The sequence below is a fragment of the Altererythrobacter chaiwopuensis genome (assembly GCF_054957755.1).
In genome coordinates, this window is sequence record NZ_JBTXJG010000001.1 from 1261094 (window position 1) to 1279500 (window position 18407).

Consider the following 18407-nt stretch of genomic DNA (forward strand, 5'->3'; position numbering starts at 1 on the left):
GTCGCCAGCGAGAATGGTTTTCGGGCGGCGTAGCTAAGCTTGGGGCAAAGCAATGGTCACAGCCGGGGCAGTGTTACACCGCTATGATTCCGAACGGGAATCCTCTCGCCGGGAAAGCGCTTCGATCAGCCGGTCGAACTGCTTGTTGGTGCGCAGGTTGATATCGCGCTGGGGGAACGGGATCTCGATTTCATTCTCGTGGAACAGCGCCCAGACCCGCTTGAGCACGTCGGATCGAACGTTGCCCAACCCCTCTTCGGGATCGTCGATCCACATCCGAATCTCGAAGTTCACCGAGCTGTCGCCAAAGCCGACCATGAACGCGCGCGGTTCGGGATTGGTGAGAACACGCGGTGTATCCTTGGCTGCCTGGAGCAGCAGTTTCTCCACCAGGTCCATGTCCATGCCATAGGAAACGCCGACGGGCACTTTCACCCGCACATCGCGCGAACTGTAGGACCAGTTGACCACCTGGTTGATCATCAGGTTTTCGTTTGGGATCAGATATTCGGTGCGATCGCGGGTGATAACAGAGATCGCGCGAATGCCGATCTTGCGGATCTGGCCAAAGCTTTCCTGCCCGGCCTGGTCCGTCACGGAAATGACGTCCCCCGGCTTGATCGACTTGTCCATCAACAGGATGATCCCCGCGATCAGATTGCCAAAGGTTTTCTGTAAGCCGAAACCGATGGCGAGGCCGAAGGCGCCGGAGAACACGGCAAAGGCGGTGAGATCGATCCCCAGCATGTCGATCCCGATGAAGAAGGCGATCGCCCAGATGAAGATGCTCGTAATCTTCTGCGTCAAAAGCCGCTGCGTATCGTCGAGCCGTTTCGCGCGGCGCACCAATCGCCCGCTGATCCGGGTGAGCATCCACGCGCCGATGATAACCAGCAGGATCACGCCGATGATCAACAATCCGTTGAGCACCGAAAATTCCGTATTGCCGAGGATTATGCTCCACGAATCGAGCGTTTCCAGGATTGCCCCGGCCGTCTCGCTCTTGGACGCAACCGATTCCTTGATTCCGCCGGTTGCGATGGCATCTTGCGCGGGCGGAGGTGCCTGTTCGGCAAGGCTCCAGGCCTGGCCGGGGGGCGGCGGTGTGTCAGTGGCCAAGGGTGAGGGTGAGGGTGAGGTAGGTGTCGTCATGATGCTTTCATTGCGGCAAAGCCCCGTTCAAGATCGGTGATCAGATCCTGCGGGTCTTCCAGTCCTATCGATAGCCTAACGCCCAGCCGGTCATCCGGGTCCCAACCTGTCGGGGGCCAAGGCATCAAGGCGCGGATCGTGTCCGGGTCGAACGGCAGTGCAAGGCTTTCAAAGCCGCCCCAGCTATAGCCGATCCCGAACAGATCCAGCGTGTCGACCAGCCGGGCGCGTGCAGACTCGTCAGTCCCCTTGAGCACAAAACTGAACAAGCCGCAGCCGCCGGTAAAGTCGCGGAGCCACAACTCATGGCTCCTGTCGCCTGGAAGCATCGGGCACAACACATGCGCGACTTCGGGCCGGGCCTGGAGCCATTCCGCCACTTCGATCGCACTGGCCGTCGATTGTTTCAGCCGCACGCCCATGGTCCTGAGGCCGCGCAGCGCCAGCGCCGCATCGTCGGGCGAGGCCACCTGGCCCAATTGCTGGCTGGTCCGGCGCAGCGCGTTATACCACCGCTCGCCCGCGCTGGCAGAGCCCATCATCAGATCGGAATGCCCGCCTACATGCTTGGTCAGGCTCATCACGCTGATGTCACACCCATGTTGAAGTGCGGGAAAGCCCAGCGCCGTGGCCCAGGTATTGTCGATCAGGCTGACGGCGTCCCTTTCGCGCGCGATCGCTGCCATTGCGGGTACATCGCACACTTCCATGGTCAGGCTGCCCGGGCTTTCAAGCCACACGGCACGTGTCTTTTCGCAGAAGGCGTGTTGGTAGGCTTCGAGGTCGAGCGGATCGAAAAAACGGTGCTCGACGCCCCAGCGCTTGAGCAGGCCGCGGGCCAAATTGCGGCTGGGTTCGTAGGAATTGTCGCTCACCAGCAATACATCGCCGGGCCGCAGCACCGCCATCAGCGCACTGGCGATCGCAGCAACTCCGCTGGGATAGAGCACAGTGCCATGCGCTCCCGGCTCAAGCTCGGTCAACGCCTCCGCCAGCGCCCACTGTGTCGGTGCACCGCGCCGCCCATAGTAAAATGTGCCATCGGTATTTTCGCCCAGCGCCGCCTGACGATCGGCCTCGCTGGCAAAAAGATGCGTGCTTGCACGCCATACCGGCGGGTTCACCACCGCGCCGGTCCATTCCTTGCGGCGCCCGGCTTCTACAAGCCTGGTGGCGGGTTTGCGGGGCGGGGGCTTGCCGCTCACAGCGATACTGTTGCTTTGGGCGTGCGCGGATCGCTGCCCCAGTCGAGCCAGCTTCCATCGTAAAGCGCAGTGTCATCATATCCAGCCAGGTGCAGCGCGAACAGCAGTACGCAGGCCGTAACGCCGCTGCCACAGGTGGTCACCACAGGCTGGCTGGGATCGATTCCAGCGTCGATGAAGGCAGTGCGCAGTTCGTCGGCCGGTTTGAAGGTGCCATCCTCGCGGAAGAGCTGGCCGAACGGCAGGTTGCACGAGCCGGGAATATGCCCGGTCGGTTGGCCATGAACCTCGTCAATCGTCGTGCCTGAAAACCGGCCCTTGTCGCGCGCGTCGAGCACCTGTTCGCTGCAACTGTCGAGGTTGGCGAGCATATCTGCCTTGAAACGGACGCGGCTGGGCGCTGGCAGGGAAAAGCTCTGCGCGCGCAAGGGGGCGGCAACGCCGCTTTCGAGCGGGAGCCCGTCTGCCTTCCATTTTCCGAGGCCACCATCAAGGATCGCGACATTGGCAAGGCCATGCGCGCGGCACAGGAACCAGGCGCGCGCGGCGGTTTTAACTGCCGAATCGTCATAGAAGACAATCCGGCTTTGCGGGCCGGCGCCGCAGCGCGCTAGTTCCATCGCCAGCTGTTCGGGGCGGGGTAGCGCCTGCGGCACTTCCGACGTGTCATCTACCAGCGCGGTGAGATCGAAAAAGCGCGCGCCGGGGATATGCGCACTGGTGAATTCCGCCTTCGCATCGCGTTCTGCGGCAGGAAGGTGACGCGAAGCGTCGAGCACGATGAGATCGGCCTCGCCAAGCCGCTCTACAAGCCATTGGGTGGAAACGAGACTGTCCATGGCCAATGGATTAGCGCTGCATTCGTGCCGCGTCGAGGGGGATGGCTTGACTGCTTCAATCGAGCGGGCGGACCTGTGCGCCTTCATAGCCGCCCGGCGGCCCATTCAGGGGCAGCGGGTGGAGCTTGCCGCCAATCGCGCCGGATTCAAGCCCGACCAGGAAACTGCGCAAATGCGGTTCGCTGCCCGCGCATTCGATCCGCAAGCGCGCCAGAGGGACACACAGCGGCACCTGACCCTGCTGAAAAATCTCGATTTCGTTGAGCGGCAACCGAAGCTCACCGCTGACAGTGGTGCTCTGGTGCGGCCCGACCCGTTCGATGCTGGAATTGGCAGGCAGTTCGATCAAGCCAGCGGCCAGTTGCTGCTCCACCGGCAAATGGCGGCGCGCGCTTACCAGGTCGGCGCAGATGGACAGGTTGCGCAGCGCCCGGTCGGAACGATTGGCGATGGTCAGCCGGTATTTCAGCGTCAGCACCATCATGCTGCGCGTCAACCGTTCGACCTCGAATGTTGTGCTGATGCGCACCGGGGCGTCGGTAACTTCAGCCTCGGATTGGGCATTTATGCCCGAACGAACCACCGGCGGTTCGATTCTGGGCGCGAACCGCGCAGACCGCCGCCGCGCGATCCACCAACCTCCCAGCGTGCCCAAGCCAAGTGCCGCCATTATGCCAGCCACCCAGGGCCACCATTCAGGCAAGGCTGGCTGCGGACTGGATGCAGCTTCGCCTTCGTCTGCTGCTGCGGCCTCTCCAGTCGCCGCCTGCTCGGGTGTGAATGCCGGCAAGTTGTCGAGCGGGGAAGGGCCCGATTCCGGGATGGCTTCAGAATTGGTTTGCGCCGGGCCTGGTGCAGGCGTGGGAGTAGCGGTCTGGCGGGGGCTCGGCTGCGCCGTTGGCGTAATGCGCTGGGTTGGCGCCGCCGCAGGTGTCTGCGCGGGCCGGACCGTTTGCATTGGTGCCGGGGTTGGCAGAGGTGTCGGCGTCGCAGTGGGAATCACGCGAGGTCCGATCGGCACCAGACCGCTGTCATCCACCGGCCCTTCCACATTGGGCGTTGGTGTGGGGGTGGGATTGGGCGGCAGAGTGAAATCCTGCGGGTTCTGCTGCGCTGCCAGCGGGGTGGCAGCAAGGGCGAACACAATCGCGGCAAGGGGCAGGTTGGGGCGGGTCATTATCGGCACATGGTGGGCAAAGCGGGAGCGGCGCTGAATAGGCACTTAACCTGCGGCGTTCCAGTCAATAGCTTGCGCTGGGCGTAACTTCGCGGCAACAGCGCTGCATGAGCGACACACCATCCCCTCAGTTCCTGGGCAAGCAAAGCGAACTGCCCGCTTCGCCCGAACAGGCTCAACTCGATTACGTGCCCAACCCGCGCGAGGGCGCACTGTATCTGGTGCGGTTTGCCGCGCCCGAGTTTACCTCGCTATGTCCGGTGACGGGGCAGCCCGACTTTGCGCATCTGGTGATCGACTATGCCCCAGGCAAGACGATCGTCGAATCGAAAAGCCTCAAGCTGTTTCTGGGCAGTTTTCGCAACCACGCCGGTTTTCACGAGGATGTGACTGTGGGGATCGGCCAGCGGCTGACGGCGGAAATGAAACCGATATGGCTGCGCATCGGCGGATACTGGTATCCGCGCGGCGGCATTCCGATCGATGTGTTCTGGCAAAGCGGGCCTGCTCCCCAAGGGCTGTGGGTGCCCGATCAAGGCGTTGCGAGTTATCGCGGGAGGGGTTGAGTCCTGAACTCCTGGCCCCGTGAAGCAAATGGTGCCGGCTGGAGGATTCGAACCCCCGGCCTGATGATTACAAATCAACTGCTCTACCAACTGAGCTAAGCCGGCACGTTTCTTTTCGCCCTATCGCTGCGCTGCTTGAGGGCGCTTCTTGTTGCCCTATCGCTTCGCTGCTTGAGGGCGTTTCTTGTTGCCCTATCGCTTCGCTGCTTGAGGGCGAGCGCCCGCTAGCCTTAAAGCGCACCAAATGTCCAGCCTTCAGTGCGCGCGATGTCAGGCGTCAGGTCCCGCGGCTGCCAATAGGCCGGCTTGTGTGCAACGTGCCGCAGCCAGGCGGCGGTAACCAGCGCATCGGAGGAATGATCGTCAATCGGGCCATGCCCGGGTACAGGCGGCGAATCGAGTTGGCCCAGCGCGGCGTTGAGTTCGGCATAGCTCCTGAGCTTGGTTTTGCCCCCGCCAACACTTCCACCCCCAACACCGCAGGCACGCGCGGCAATGGAGGTGTACATCTCTACCAACACGGGGCCTTGAGATGGCAGCGGGTCAACCGGCCACACAGACACGTGCCCGCGCAAACGGTGCAGCATGCGCATTCCGGTGAGCGAGCTCTTGCCGACCTGTGCCGCACCAACGAGGTTGAAATTGCTCACCGGGCGCACACCCTGCTGGCGCTGGGCCGCCTCCGCTATGCGGAAGCGCCCTTCGCGGGTTGGCGCATCGGGCAGGTGGAACCGGTCACCAACATGGTCCCTGGAATGGCGGAAATAGCGCGCGGCCTGCGGGTGGCTGACGAAGCTGCCGCATTCGAGATTGGGATCATGGGCGCAGATGTCGTCAATCAGTGCCCACAGAGCCTTTGCGTGTTGTGGGCTCCCTTTCCAACCGGGAAAGAAGGCACCCGCGTCGGCATGCGGCAATGAAATGCCCAGATCCATGCCCACCAGCGTATCTTGCGGGATGCCGTCGCGCAGCAGCACCAGCACATCCTCGCGGGCCCAGCCGTGCGGCGGCGGCTCAACCAGAACCGGCGGCCCGCCACCTGCATCGGCCAGCGAAAGTGCGATACCCCTGTGCCGTTCACCCTTCGCGCCCGACCAGTCGATGGCGAGGAAGTGGGTGAGGCGTTGGGGGCTCACTCTTTGTGATCTCCTGCGCAAGCAGGAGTCCAGGGCAGCTCGAGCGCAGCCCATCTGGGTTCCGGCTTTCGCAGGAACTCACAAGTCATCTTTGCGCTCCGTCCGCAATCGTTCCCAATAGGCAATCCGTTCGCGTACCTTTCGTTCGAAGCCGCGCTCGACCGGCTCGTAATAGCTCTGCGGCTGCATCCCTTCGGGCCAGTAATTCGCGCCGGAAAAGCCTTCGTCCGCATCGTGATCATAGGCATAGCCCGCGCCATAGCCGATATCCCTCATCAGCTTGGTTGGCGCGTTGAGGATGCTCTGCGGCGGCATCAGACTGCCGGTCTCCCTCGCGCTGCGCCATGCAGCTTTCTGCGCGGCATAGGCCGCGTTCGATTTGGGCGCGGTGGCGAGGTAGAGGCAGGCCTGCACGATCGCCAACTCGCCTTCGGGGCTGCCCAGAAACTCATAGGCTTCTTTCGCTGCAAGGCATTGGGTCAGCGCCTGCGGATCAGCCAGGCCGATATCCTCGCTGGCGAAGCGTACCAGACGGCGCAGCACATAGAGCGGTTCCTCGCCTGCGGTGAGCATCCGCGCCATGTAATAGAGCGCGGCTTGCGGGTCAGACCCGCGCAGGCTTTTGTGCAGCGCGCTGATGAGGTTGTAATGCCCCTCGCGGTCCTTGTCATAGACTGCAACGCGGCGCTGGAGGAATTTGCCCAGAGCCGCCGGGTCAAGCGGCCCGGACCCATCCGCGCCAATCTTCGCGTTATAAAGCGTTTCGGCCTGGTTGAGCAGGAATCGCCCGTCGCCATCGGCGCTGGCGATCAGCGCCTGCCGCGCTTCGGGTGTCAGGGGCAGGGGGCCTTCCAGTTCCTCGGCCCGGCCGAGCAATTTGCCCAGTGCCTCGTGATCGAGCCGCTCCAGGATCAGCACTTGCGCGCGGCTGAGCAGTGCGGCGTTGAGTTCGAAGCTGGGGTTTTCGGTGGTCGCGCCCACCAGCGTCACAGTCCCGCGCTCGACAAAGGGCAGGAAGCCATCCTGCTGAGCGCGGTTGAAGCGGTGAATCTCGTCCACGAACAGCAGCGTCTTCTGGCCTGCGCCCGCCAGCCGGTCAGCTTCGGCGAAAGCCTTTTTAAGATCGGCGACGCCGGAAAACACCGCGCTGACCGCAACGAAGCGCATGCCCACCGCATCGGCCAGCAGGCGCGCTATGCTGGTCTTGCCGGTGCCGGGCGGCCCCCACAAGATCATCGAGGAAAGCTTGCCCGCGGCGACCATCCGCCCGATCGCACCTTCAGGGCCGGTCAGGTGCTCCTGCCCGATCACCTCGCTCAATGCGCGCGGGCGCAGGCGGTCAGCCAGCGGCGCATCCGCGCGCGGCTCAGCCGGCACGGAAGCGGTTGGGGCAGGGTCGTCAGCGAACAGATCGGCCATTGGTCGAGTTTCATAGGACGTTCGTCGCTCAAATCCATCACGCACTTGCAAAGATACGTCTAAGATATATCATAGAGCTATCTAGACATAGCAGGAGATACAAGATGACCTGGAGCAAGCACCGCCGCTTTAGCGGTTCGTATGCCATGCCGTGGCTGGCCATGATGGCTGCGAACAGCGGCAATTGGGGCGCCTCACAGCGCGGCGGCTGGGATGACGAAGACGAGGACTTTAACGGCGGACACCGTCGGCGCAGGCGCCGCATGTTCGCGCAGGGGGAGTTGCGTTTGGCGCTGCTGGCGCTGGTGCGAGACGAGCCGCGCCACGGCTATGAACTGATCAAGGCGATCGAAGAACTGACCGGCGGCGAATACGCGCCAAGCCCGGGCGCGGTCTATCCCACGCTGCAGATGCTTGAAGACGAAGGCATGATCGCCGAGGCCGAAGCCGAGGGCTCTAAGAAGCCCTATGAAGCCACGGTTGACGGGATTGCCGAACTTGATGGCCGCGCGGATGAAGTCGATGAATTGATGCGGCGCCTTTCCGGCATGGGGGAGCGGCGTTCGCGCGTGCGTTCGCCCGACCTGTTCCGCGCCATGGGCAATCTCGCCAGCGTGCTCAAGAACCGCGCCAAGGCTGGCAAGCTGGACAAGGCCGCGATGGACGAGATCGTCGATATTATCGATGAAGTTGCCAAGCGCATCGAACGCATGTGAACTCTTAACGCATTTGCACGGCGCAGGATCACATTATAGTTTCCCTCCATTGATCTGGCCTTGTGCCAGACTGGGAGGGGAGACGGAGAATGAACGAAGCAACCAAGGCGCCGTGGCATCTTTGGGTGGTGGGCGTAGTCAGCCTGCTGTGGAACGGAATTGGTGGCTGGGACTATACGCAAACCCAGCTGCAAAATCGCGAATACATCGCTTCGATGACCGAGCCTATGGGCATTTCGGTTGATGACGCCATGGCATATTACAACGCCTTTCCGCTCTGGGCAGATGTTCTATGGGCATTTGGCGTGTGGGGATCAGTGGCCGGATCGCTGCTTCTGCTGCTGCGCAGCCGGTTTGCATTTCACGCGTTTGCACTGTCGCTGGTGGGCCTGGTAGGCGGGATGTTCTATCAGTTCACCAACCCGATGCCGGGCTTTACCGAGACTGCGACGCCGATGATCTTCACTGCGGTGATATTCGCCATCATCGTTGCATTGATCTACTACTCCCGCAGGATGACGGCCAAAGGCGTGCTACGCTAATTCGATCGCGGCCTTGATCCGGGCTGCGTCGGCGGCACGTTCTTCCTCGCGCCGTTCGACCAGCCGGATATAGGTTTCGGCAACTACCTGGTTGATCGCGTCCCAGCTGTATTCGCGCGCCTTGCGCTCGCCTGCTTTGCCGTGCGCGCGGCGCAGGGCATGATCGGTACAATAGGGTGCGATCGCCTCGGCAAAGGCGGCTGTATCGCCGGGCGGGACGAGTTGCCCGGTCTCATCCGGGTCGACCAGCGAAGACGCGCCGGTTGCTCCTGCGGCGACCACCGGCAATCCGCTCGCCATCGCCTCCAGCGTCACATTGCCGAAGGTTTCGGTGATCGAGGGGTTGAGGAAGATGTCCCCGCTGGCGAGAGCCTGCCCAAGGCCAGCCCCGGTCTTGAACCCGGCAAAAATGCCGCCGGGCAGCGCCTGCTCGAACCATCCCCGCGCCGGCCCATCGCCGATTACGAGAACCTTGTGCGGGACCTGGCGTTTCCGCAGCTGGATGATGGTGTCGGCAAAGACATCCAGCCCCTTTTCCATCACTAGCCGACCCAGGAACACCACCGCCACGTCGTCATCTTCAAGTCCGTGCGCGCGGCGCCACTCCATGTCGCGCTTTGAGGGATCGAATATCGTCCGGTCGACACCGCGCGACCAGATCGTGATATCGTCATGCATGTCCTGTGCGATCAGGATTTCGACCATGCTCTGCGATGGTGCGACCAGTGCATCGCAGCGGTTGTAGAACCGCCGTAAAATCCATTCGATCGGCCGTTCCAGGAAGCCGAGCCCGTAATAACGCGGATAGGTTTCGAAGCGGGTGTGAACCGAGGCGAGCACGGGAATATCGTAATCCTGCGCCCACCGCAGTCCAGCATGGCCCGATGGATCGGGAGAAGAAAGATGCACTATATTGGGCTCGAACCGCAGCAGATCATGCTTTACGCGCCGCCCCAGCCCCAGGGGCAAACGGTATTCGCCGCGGCCCTTCACCGGCATGCGGACATTGGGCACACCCACCAAATCGCCTGTCGGCTCGAAATCGGGATTGGCAACCTTGGGCCCATAGACGCGCACTGCGGCGCCCTGGCGCAGCAGATACTCAACCAGCCGGTTCAGCGCCTGGTTGGCGCCGTCGCGCGTATAGTTGTAATTGCCGCTGAACAGGGCAATGCGTAGATCGCTTGTTTGCATATTCGCGTGTGACATAATGAGACTGCGCCCGCTTGGCGAGGGGGCATGTTGTTTCGCCCCTTTCTCCTGCCAGCCAGCGCGCCTTGCCGCAAAACAGGAATGGCGCGCGGACATGCCGCGCGCCACCTTACCTCAGACCTGAGTTTTGCCCTGCGCTCCCGGCATGGCCGGGAGTTTGGGCCCAAATTCAGCTTCCTGACATTCCTTTCACACCGCCCAACACCATCTCGTAAAGGCGGCGCGCGACCAGCGAAGCCGAAGCGCCCGCTGCAAGAATGGCAAGATTGCCGAAGATTGCCGCAAGATATCCACCAACTACCGGCACACCTGAAAGCACTGCGCCGATTGCAGGGAATACCAGCACGGCCAGGAACATCCTCACCGCACTGTCTTGCGATGCGGTTATTCCTGCCACGATACCCAGCAAAAGGATTACAAGTGCGACGTCCAGGCCAGGAATGTTGACCACTCCCGCAACGATTGCCAGTATTATGCCAAGGGCAGATACCAGTCCCCCAATTTTCTCCATTAGTCACTCCTCTCCGTTTCCCATAGAGGCCTGCGAGACTAGCCGAGAATGCGCCGTGCACAAAATTTCATGCTGCGCGGTAAATAATTGTATTTACGCACGTAATCGTGATTTCCACTGCTTTCTTTCGGCGCTTATGCTGCAGGCAGCCCGGGATGGACCGACTTTGGGCTGCGACGAATCGTTGCGGATTGGCCCTCTCCGCAGATAAATGCACGGCTTGACTTGCTGCGCCGCAGCACTAATGGGGCCAGCGGGCCACGCGGTCCCAACGCCGCGCGAGCTCTCTGCAAGGAGAGTCTTAAATGACTGAATGCCAAGTACCCGCACGCAAACCCGTGCGTCCGCAATTCTCTTCCGGTCCCTGCGCCAAGCCGCCGGGCTGGTCCCCTGACAAACTCGCCACTGAATCGCTCGGCCGCTCGCATCGTTCGAAGCTCGGCAAGGCGCGCCTGGCCTATTGCATCGATCTGATGCGCGAAATTCTGCAGGTGCCCGATACGCACCGCATCGGCATCGTCCCCGGATCTGACACCGGCGCTGTGGAAATGGCGATGTGGACCATGCTGGGCGCGCGCCCGGTTACCACGCTGGCGTGGGAAAGCTTCGGCGAAGGCTGGGTGACCGATGCGGCAAAGCAGCTCAAGCTCGACCCAACCGTGATCCGCGCCGATTACGGCCAGCTGCCTGATCTTGACCAAGTCGACTGGGGCAGCGATGTCATCTTCACCTGGAACGGCACCACCTCGGGCGTGCGCGTACCCAATGGTGACTGGATCGCTGCTGACCGCGAAGGCCTGTGCATTGCGGATGCGACCAGCGCGGTGTTTGCGCAGGACATCGCCTGGGACAAGGTCGATGTGCTGACTTTCAGCTGGCAGAAAGTGCTGGGCGGCGAGGGTGCGCATGGCGTGCTGATCCTTGGCCCGCGCGCGGTCGAGCGGCTCGAAAGCTATATTCCGGCCTGGCCACTGCCCAAGGTATTCCGCCTGATGAGCAAGGGCGCGCTGGCTGAAGGCGTGTTCAAGGGCGAGACAATCAACACCCCCAGCATGCTGGCAGTGGAAGACGCGATTTTCGCGCTTGAATGGGCGAAATCGGTCGGGGGCCTTGAGGGTATGAAGGCGCGCGCCAATGCCAATGCCGCCGCGCTCGACGCGATCGTGCGCGAGCGAAACTGGCTTGGCCACCTGGCTGCCGATCCGGCGATCCGTTCGAACACCAGCGTGTGCCTGACAGTCGAAGGCGCGGATGCAGATTTCATCAAGAAGTTTGCCGGCCTGCTCGAAGCGCACGACGCGGCCTATGACATCGCGGGCTACCGCGATGCACCGCCCGGCCTGCGCATCTGGTGCGGCGCGACCGTCGACACCGCCGATATCGAAGCGCTTGGCCCGTGGCTCGACTGGGCCTGGGCAAGCCTGGAGGCCTGATCCCTTGTGCGTTCCTGCGGAAGCAGGAACCCATTTCCAGAAATTTCCTAGGCTCCCGCTTTCGCAGGAGCTCACCCAAGGACCGCAACCATGACCAAACCCAAAGTCCTCATTTCCGACAAGATGGATCCCAATGCCGCGCGCATTTTCGAAGAGCGCGGCTGCGATGTCGATGTCATAACCGGCCAGTCACCTGAAGAGCTGAAGGCTATCATCGGCCAGTATGATGGCCTGGCGATCCGTTCGGCGACCAAGGTGACCAGGGAAATCCTTGATGCGGCGACCAATCTGAAGGTGATCGGGCGCGCCGGGATCGGGGTCGACAATATCGATGTCCCCTATGCCAGCGCGCGGGGCGTAGTGGTGATGAACACTCCGTTCGGCAATTCGATCACCACTGCCGAACATGCCATCGCGATGGTTATGGCGCTCGCTCGCCAGATTCCTGCTGCCGATCGCCGCACTCAGGCGGGGGAATGGCCCAAGAATGATTTCATGGGCATTGAAGTGACGGGCAAGACTCTGGGCCTGATCGGGGCAGGCAATATTGGCTCGATCGTGGCCAGCCGGGCGTTGGGGCTGAAGATGAAGGTGGTTGCCTATGATCCGTTCCTGACCGAAGAGCGCGCGATTGATCTGGGTGTGGAAAAGGTTGATCTCGATACGCTGTTGAGCCGGGCGGATTTCGTTAGCCTGCACACGCCGCTGACCGATCAGACGCGCAATATCCTGAGCCGTGAACGGCTGGAAAATGCCAAGCCGGGCATACGCATCGTCAATTGTGCGCGCGGCGGGCTGATCGATGAAGTGGCGCTCAAGGACCTGCTCGACAGCGGGCATGTTGCCGGTGCAGCACTGGATGTGTTCGAAATTGAACCCCCGGCCAAGGATCATCCGCTGTTTGGCGCGAAGAATTTCATCTGCACGCCGCATCTGGGCGCATCGACCAACGAAGCGCAGGTCAATGTGGCGTTGCAGGTGGCCGAGCAGCTGTCCGATTATCTCGTCAATGGCGGCGTCACCAATGCGCTCAACATGCCATCGCTCAGCGCGGAAGAGGCACCCAAGCTCAAACCCTATATGGCGCTGGCGGAAAAGCTCGGCAGCCTGGTGGGGCAGCTGGCGCATGGCAATCTTGAAAAGATCAGTATCGAGCGCGAAGGCGCTGCCGCACAACTTAACGGCAAGCCCATCACCGGCGCGGTGCTGGCTGGCCTGATGCGGTGCTATTCGGACACGGTGAACATGGTCAACGCGCCCTATCTGGCCAAGGAACGCGGGCTCGACGTGCGCGAGGTGCGCCACGACCGTGAAGGCGTTTATCACACGCTTATCCGGGTAACGGTCGAAACCAGCCAGGGGCCGCGTTCGGTCGCGGGCACGCTGTTCGGCAATACGGCGCCGCGCCTGGTCGAGATTTTCGGCATCGGGATCGAAGCCGATCTTGCCGGTCACATGCTTTACATCGTCAACGAAGATGCGCCGGGCTTTATCGGCCGCATCGGTACGCTGCTGGGCCAGGCTGGCATCAACATCGGCACCTTCCACCTTGGCCGCCGCGAAGCGGGCGGCGAGGCCGTGCTGCTGCTGAGTGTTGACCAGCCGATCAGTGACGGCATCGTCAAGCAGGCCTGCGCTGTCGATGGCGTAAAAATGGTCAAGGCGCTGGAATTCTGATGCAGGATCGGGCAAGCGCCCGCTTGCGATGACTCATGCTGACGACCTTCTGCCCGAAGGGCTTGAAGATCGCCTGCCGCCGGAAGCGGAGGCGATCACCCGCGCCATGCGGGCTTGCCTGGATGTGCTGGCGAGCCACGGCTATGACCGGGTTCGGCCGCCGCTGGTCGAATTCGAGAAGTCGCTGGCGGGCAGAATGGACGGTGTGCAGCCGCGCCGCATGTTCCGCTTCGTCGATCCGTCGAGTCTGCGCACGCTGGCGCTGCGGAGCGACATTACTCCGCAGATCGGCCGTATAGCCGCCACCAGCCTGGCGGGGGCCCCGCGCCCGTTGCGCCTGGCCTATTGCGGCGAAACCACGGTGATCAAGGCGGACCAGCTCGAGCCAGCGCGAGAGCGCCTGCAGCTTGGTGCCGAACTGATCGGTTCAGATACAGTCGCCGCAGCGAGCGAAGTGGTGGGCTTGGCGGTAGAGGCGCTTGCTGCTGCGGGGCTCAGCGGCATTTCGGTCGATTTCACTCTGCCGGATCTGGTCGACACGCTGGCCGAAAAAGCCATGCCGCTGGCCGAAGGCGCGCGCGATGCGGTGCGGCGCGAGCTCGATACGAAGGATGCCGGCGGGCTGGTCGCGGCAGGGGGCGAAGCTTATCTGCCGCTGCTCTATGCCACCGGGCCATTTGACGAAGCGGTTGCGAAGCTGCGCGAGATAGATGCGGGCGGGGCATTGGCGAGCCGGATCGCGGGGCTGAAGCAGATCGCTGCGCGCATCGGCAATTCGGCGCGGGTCACGCTCGACCCCACCGAGCGCCATGGCTTCGAATACCAGAGCTGGTTCGGCTTCACGCTTTATGCAGAGGGGGTGAGGGGCGCGCTGGGCCGCGGCGGTACCTATCTGATCAAGGGCAGCGACGAGGCAGCAACCGGATTTTCGCTCTATCTTGACCAGCTGGTTGGCGCGGTGCCCGCCCCGGCGCAGCGGGATGCGATTTATCTGCCGCTGGGGCATGATGCGCAGGCCGCAGCGCGGCTGCGCGCTGAAGGCTGGCGCACGATAGCCCAGATCAGCGACAATGAAGATCCGCGCGCGCTTGGCTGCACGCACCGGCTCGATGGGAACGACGCGGTAGCTCTCTAGCCGCGCGATCGCACCCGCGGGCCGATCCATTCGCCTGCCTTAGTGACCTTTTCCATGCCAAGCTGCGCGGCAACGCTGCGGCTGAGTGTCGCCAGATCGATTTCGGCCAGGCTGGCACGATAGGCCTGTTCGGCGCGGGCGAAACCTGCGGCGATATTGCACGGCAATTTGCAGTCCTTGGGCTTTGACCCGCATGGCCCCTGCTGGCGGATTTCGGTGCAGCGGAACATCGGCTCATCACCATCCACCGCCAGCAAGATATCTAGCAGGGTGATTTCGGCAGGCGGCCGGGCAAGCTTGTAGAAACCGCTGCGCCCGCGCCCCCCTTCGACCAGCCCGGCGCGCGAGAGCGCCTGCATCTGCTTGGCCATATAGGGTTCGGGCACCGCATGGAATTCGGCCAGCGCCGCCAGCGACAGCCCGCGGTCAGGCCATAGCGGCACCAGCACGGCGCAGGCGTGTGCAGCCCATTCGACGCCCTTGTTGATCCGCATGCCAGCAATTCCTCTTGTTCGACCCCAAATAAATGGATAACAAATATCCAAATTAAAGGAGTCATATGATGTTTGGCAAGTTTGATGGCCTCGACCGGCTTGTGCAAGCCGTGCTTGGATTCGCCGCACTGTTTGCATTGGCAAACGGCGTTTTCATGCTGACCGATCCGCTCGGCTGGTATGATTTTGTCGACACGGTGAAGGCGTCAGGCCCGCCCAACGGCCATTTCATCCAGGACATCGGCATTGCATTCGCGATTTCGGGGCTGGTGCTAGCCTATGCCGCGATCAACCCGGCGCTGCGCTGGGGCAGTGCAGTCGTGGGGAACCTGTTCCTGACGCTGCACGGCATCCTGCATATCTATGAAGTGCTGACGGGCATCTGCAGCCCGGACATTTTCTGGCGAGATGCACCGGGTGTGCTCGGGCCGGCGATTGCGGTGTGGATCGTGCTGGGGGTCCAATTGGCCCGCCAACGAATATCGCCAGCGCCATTGCCCAAACCGATGTTCCTCAAGTTCGCGCGCCGGATCGCTGCCCCCGCCGACGCCTATCTTGACGACATCTCTAATGCGGGCGGATTTGCCACCGAAGCGTTCCAGCATTTCATGGTGCTTTCAGGACACCATTACAGCGCGCCGCGCGAGACGATGTTGATGACCATGCTCGGCTCGACCCGTGCGGAAGATTGCGGGCCATGCCTGGAGATCGTGCGCCGCTTTGCCCTGGCCGAGGGCTTTGATCCCCAAAGGATCGAGAATGCGTTGCATGGGCGGCCTGACAGCGAGGCGGATGCGGCGGCCTATGATTTCGGGGCTGCCATCGCGGCGGGCGATATCGCGGCCGCGGCGGAGCTGGGCGGCCTGCTGGAGGCGCAATTCGGCCGCTCTGTGCGCACCGAGCTATCGCTGGCGGCGGCCTCGTCGCGGGTATTCCCCGCGATCAAGCGCGGACTGGGCCATGCCTCCGCGTGTAAAATCCCAAGGACGGGGTAGAGGCGCTTGCCCAATGTCTAGGATTGGGTGGGGAGCCGAACGGCGGCTATCCGCTCTGACCTTCACCATCCATCATTCTAGGGGTCAGGGCTAGGAACAGCAAACCAGCAGCGCAGAGCCCAATCCCCGTTGCTGATATATCGTGGGGGTCGAAGACAAGCCTGTCACCCGTCAGCTGCACGAATTCCCAAGCGGCGAGCCCGAAACCGCTCATTGTCGCGCATACCAGAAAGCGATGGCAAGCCACTGGAAAGGTCAACGGTTCATCTCGGTCCGTCCAAATGCTTAAAAGCACGAAAGCGATGGCTATGGCGGCAGCGAAATTTGGGAGCACACCCAGTAGATATTTTCCGGGCTGTCCGACAATTGCCCCAATTTCCCTAAGCCAGTGCCCAAAGGACAGAAGCGCAAGCCCACCGATCCCTGCCAATCCATAGCGTGTCGCCAATTTCATGACCGGCCTCCGACTGTGCACATTAACATCGCCCACACAATGGCCGCAACTGGTCGCAAGCGGGCTTTCCAATAGCTGCGCTTTTCGGGCGACTCCGGCAGCTCAACAATTTGTCTGAAGCTTTCCTACATCGGGCGTTTCATGCCAAGCCGGTTGAATGCCTGAAAATGCCCTGCAACCCCATGAATTAACGCTAAATTATACGGCATCGCGTGCAAAGGCTTTTCGGTCCATGGACAGTGTTCCATGTGTTCCATCCTGCAGGATTTGGGAGACGGCCTCGACCTGCTTGACTGGATGCCGCCGCCGCTCTAACCCGCGCGGCGCATTCGAGGCACCGTTGCCTCTCTATTTCCATCCCGTAGTCGAGTCCTGTCGAAGGACTGCGAGGATCACCTTGGCAGGTGAGGAAGCACAAGCATGGCCAACGTAACCGTGATCGGTGCCCAATGGGGCGATGAAGGCAAGGGCAAGATCGTTGACTGGCTCGCCAGCCGCGCCGATGCCGTGGTCCGTTTCCAGGGCGGCCACAATGCCGGCCACACGCTGGTGGTCGATGGCACGACCTACAAGCTCAGCCTGCTTCCATCCGGCATTGTCACCGGCACGCTGTCGATAATTGGCAACGGCGTGGTGCTTGACCCGTGGCACCTCAAGTCGGAGATCGAGAAACTCGAAGGCCAGGGCGTCACCATCAATGACGACAATTTCGCCATCGCTGACAATTGCCCGCTGATCCTGCCGATCCACCGCGACCTCGACGGGTTGCGTGAGGCTGCCGCAGGCAGCGGCAAGATCGGCACCACTGGCCGCGGGATCGGCCCGGCCTATGAGGACAAGGTCGGTCGCCGCGCGATCCGCGTGTGCGACCTGGCGCATCTCGATCACCTAGAGCCGCAGCTTGACCGGCTGTGCGCGCATCACGATGCGCTGCGTGCCGGTTTCGATCAGCCGCCGGTTGACCGCGAACGGTTGCTGGCAGATTTGCGCGAGATTGCGCCCTTCGTGCTGCAGTTTGCCCAGCCGGTGTGGAAGCGATTGAAGAAAGTGCGCAAGGCCGGCGCGCGCATCCTGTTCGAAGGCGCGCAGGGCGTGTTGCTCGATATCGATCACGGCACCTATCCTTTCGTCACCAGCTCCAACACCGTCAGCGGCACCGCCGCATCGGGCAGCGGGCTTGGCCCCAATGCGACTGGCTTCGTACTCGGCATCGTCAAGGCCTACACCACCCGCGTCGGCAGTGGGCCGTTCCCGACCGAGCTGAATGACGAGGTGGGCCAGCGGCTGGGCGAACGCGGCCATGAATTCGGCACCGTCACCGGGCGCCAGCGGCGCTGCGGTTGGTTCGATGCGGTGCTGGTACGCCAGAGCTGCGCCATCAGCGGAGTGACCGGCATCGCGCTGACCAAGGTTGACGTGCTCGACGGGCTGGAAACGGTCAAGATCTGTACCGGCTACCGGCTGCGCGGCAAGATCATGGATTATTTTCCCTCGCATGCGGCGGATCAGGCCGCGGTCGAACCGATCTACGAAGAGCTGGAAGGATGGCAGGAATCGACCGCTGGTGCGCGCAGCTGGGCCGACCTTCCCGCCAATGCGATCAAATATATCCAGCGTGTGCAGGAATTGATCGAAACTCCGGTGGCGCTGGTTTCGACCAGCCCCGAACGCGATGACACGATCCTGGTGCGCGATCCCTTCATGGATTGATGCAATACGCAGGCAGAGAGTTAAATTCTTGACC

18 protein-coding genes and 1 tRNA gene are annotated in these 18407 nt (G+C 62.2%); 8 read left to right on the forward strand and 11 right to left on the reverse strand.

Translation table 11 applies throughout. From position 1 onward, the window contains the following. Positions 1-81 precede the first annotated feature (81 nt). From ACX2DJ_RS06170 to ACX2DJ_RS06185, 4 genes are read right to left on the reverse strand one after another with little or no spacing between them, the layout of a single operon-like run. Complete coding sequence (locus tag ACX2DJ_RS06170) at positions 82-1152, reverse strand: mechanosensitive ion channel family protein (protein WP_462571578.1); 1071 nt, start codon at positions 1150-1152, stop codon at positions 82-84. Beyond that, positions 1149-2357, reverse strand: a complete 1209-nt coding sequence (metC, locus tag ACX2DJ_RS06175; protein ID WP_462571580.1) for a cystathionine beta-lyase — start codon at positions 2355-2357, stop codon at positions 1149-1151. Before metC ends, ACX2DJ_RS06170 begins: the two co-directional genes overlap by 4 nt. Further along, positions 2354-3196, reverse strand: coding sequence for a sulfurtransferase (locus ACX2DJ_RS06180; protein ID WP_462571581.1), 843 nt, complete (start codon positions 3194-3196; stop codon positions 2354-2356). Before ACX2DJ_RS06180 ends, metC begins: the two co-directional genes overlap by 4 nt. A 55-nt stretch (positions 3197-3251) precedes the next feature. Next, on the reverse strand, positions 3252-4373 hold the full coding sequence (locus ACX2DJ_RS06185) for a hypothetical protein (protein ID WP_462571582.1): 1122 nt from the start codon (positions 4371-4373) through the stop codon (positions 3252-3254). A gap of 107 nt (positions 4374-4480) precedes the next feature. Here ACX2DJ_RS06185 and queF point away from each other — a divergent pair, with 107 nt between their 5' ends. After that, a complete protein-coding gene (gene queF / locus ACX2DJ_RS06190) occupies positions 4481-4939 on the forward strand; it encodes a preQ(1) synthase (protein WP_462571584.1) in 459 nt (152 codons plus the stop codon). 29 nt (positions 4940-4968) lie between these two features. On the opposite strand, the gene ACX2DJ_RS06195 is transcribed toward queF, so the two are convergent. From ACX2DJ_RS06195 to ACX2DJ_RS06205, 3 genes are all read right to left on the reverse strand, one after another. Next, positions 4969-5044, reverse strand: a tRNA-Thr gene (locus tag ACX2DJ_RS06195). Between the two features lie 125 nt (positions 5045-5169). Next, a complete protein-coding gene (locus ACX2DJ_RS06200; RefSeq protein ID WP_462571585.1) occupies positions 5170-6075 on the reverse strand; it encodes a hypothetical protein in 906 nt (301 codons plus the stop codon). Between the two features lie 78 nt (positions 6076-6153). Then, positions 6154-7494 carry a replication-associated recombination protein A gene (locus ACX2DJ_RS06205; RefSeq protein WP_462571586.1) on the reverse strand — a complete coding sequence of 447 codons (1341 nt, stop codon included), beginning with the start codon at positions 7492-7494 and terminating at the stop codon, positions 6154-6156. A gap of 104 nt (positions 7495-7598) precedes the next feature. Here ACX2DJ_RS06205 and ACX2DJ_RS06210 point away from each other — a divergent pair, with 104 nt between their 5' ends. Together ACX2DJ_RS06210 and ACX2DJ_RS06215 are read left to right on the forward strand one after the other, a co-directional pair. Further along, positions 7599-8210: a PadR family transcriptional regulator gene (locus tag ACX2DJ_RS06210; RefSeq protein WP_462571587.1), complete on the forward strand. Its 612-nt coding sequence runs from the start codon at positions 7599-7601 to the stop codon at positions 8208-8210. A gap of 89 nt (positions 8211-8299) precedes the next feature. Next, positions 8300-8752, forward strand: coding sequence for a hypothetical protein (locus ACX2DJ_RS06215; protein ID WP_462571588.1), 453 nt, complete (start codon positions 8300-8302; stop codon positions 8750-8752). On the opposite strand, the gene ACX2DJ_RS06220 is transcribed toward ACX2DJ_RS06215, so the two are convergent. Together ACX2DJ_RS06220 and ACX2DJ_RS06225 are read right to left on the reverse strand one after the other, a co-directional pair. Further along, positions 8744-9946 carry a glycosyltransferase family 4 protein gene (locus ACX2DJ_RS06220; protein ID WP_462571589.1) on the reverse strand — a complete coding sequence of 401 codons (1203 nt, stop codon included), beginning with the start codon at positions 9944-9946 and terminating at the stop codon, positions 8744-8746. The two genes, ACX2DJ_RS06215 and ACX2DJ_RS06220, sit on opposite strands and share 9 nt — an antisense overlap. Positions 9947-10133: 187 nt before the next feature. Further along, on the reverse strand, positions 10134-10475 hold the full coding sequence (locus ACX2DJ_RS06225; RefSeq protein ID WP_462571590.1) for a hypothetical protein: 342 nt from the start codon (positions 10473-10475) through the stop codon (positions 10134-10136). A 305-nt stretch (positions 10476-10780) separates the two neighbouring features. Here ACX2DJ_RS06225 and ACX2DJ_RS06230 point away from each other — a divergent pair, with 305 nt between their 5' ends. The 3 genes from ACX2DJ_RS06230 to ACX2DJ_RS06240 all read left to right on the forward strand — a co-directional run bounded on the left by ACX2DJ_RS06230 (position 10781) and on the right by ACX2DJ_RS06240 (position 14720). Next, positions 10781-11908 (forward strand): phosphoserine transaminase, encoded by a 1128-nt coding sequence (locus ACX2DJ_RS06230; RefSeq protein WP_462571591.1) that lies wholly within the window; start codon positions 10781-10783, stop codon positions 11906-11908. Positions 11909-11998: 90 nt separating this feature from the next. Beyond that, positions 11999-13585 carry a phosphoglycerate dehydrogenase gene (gene serA, locus ACX2DJ_RS06235; protein ID WP_462571592.1) on the forward strand — a complete coding sequence of 529 codons (1587 nt, stop codon included), beginning with the start codon at positions 11999-12001 and terminating at the stop codon, positions 13583-13585. Between the two features lie 28 nt (positions 13586-13613). Continuing rightward, positions 13614-14720, forward strand: a complete 1107-nt coding sequence (locus ACX2DJ_RS06240; protein ID WP_462571593.1) for an ATP phosphoribosyltransferase regulatory subunit — start codon at positions 13614-13616, stop codon at positions 14718-14720. Here ACX2DJ_RS06240 and ACX2DJ_RS06245 read toward each other — a convergent pair. Further along, positions 14717-15214, reverse strand: coding sequence for an RrF2 family transcriptional regulator (locus ACX2DJ_RS06245; RefSeq protein ID WP_462571594.1), 498 nt, complete (start codon positions 15212-15214; stop codon positions 14717-14719). The genes ACX2DJ_RS06240 and ACX2DJ_RS06245 overlap by 4 nt on opposite strands. 68 nt (positions 15215-15282) lie before the next feature. Between ACX2DJ_RS06245 and ACX2DJ_RS06250 the strand changes: the two genes are divergently transcribed. Further along, entirely contained in the window at positions 15283-16209 is a 927-nt protein-coding gene (locus ACX2DJ_RS06250; RefSeq protein ID WP_462571595.1) for a hypothetical protein, read from the forward strand. A 46-nt stretch (positions 16210-16255) separates the two neighbouring features. On the opposite strand, the gene ACX2DJ_RS06255 is transcribed toward ACX2DJ_RS06250, so the two are convergent. Continuing rightward, positions 16256-16663, reverse strand: a complete 408-nt coding sequence (locus ACX2DJ_RS06255; protein ID WP_462571596.1) for a hypothetical protein — start codon at positions 16661-16663, stop codon at positions 16256-16258. A gap of 420 nt (positions 16664-17083) precedes the next feature. Between ACX2DJ_RS06255 and ACX2DJ_RS06260 the strand changes: the two genes are divergently transcribed. After that, positions 17084-18373: an adenylosuccinate synthase gene (locus tag ACX2DJ_RS06260; RefSeq protein WP_462571597.1), complete on the forward strand. Its 1290-nt coding sequence runs from the start codon at positions 17084-17086 to the stop codon at positions 18371-18373. Positions 18374-18407: the final 34 nt, after the last annotated feature.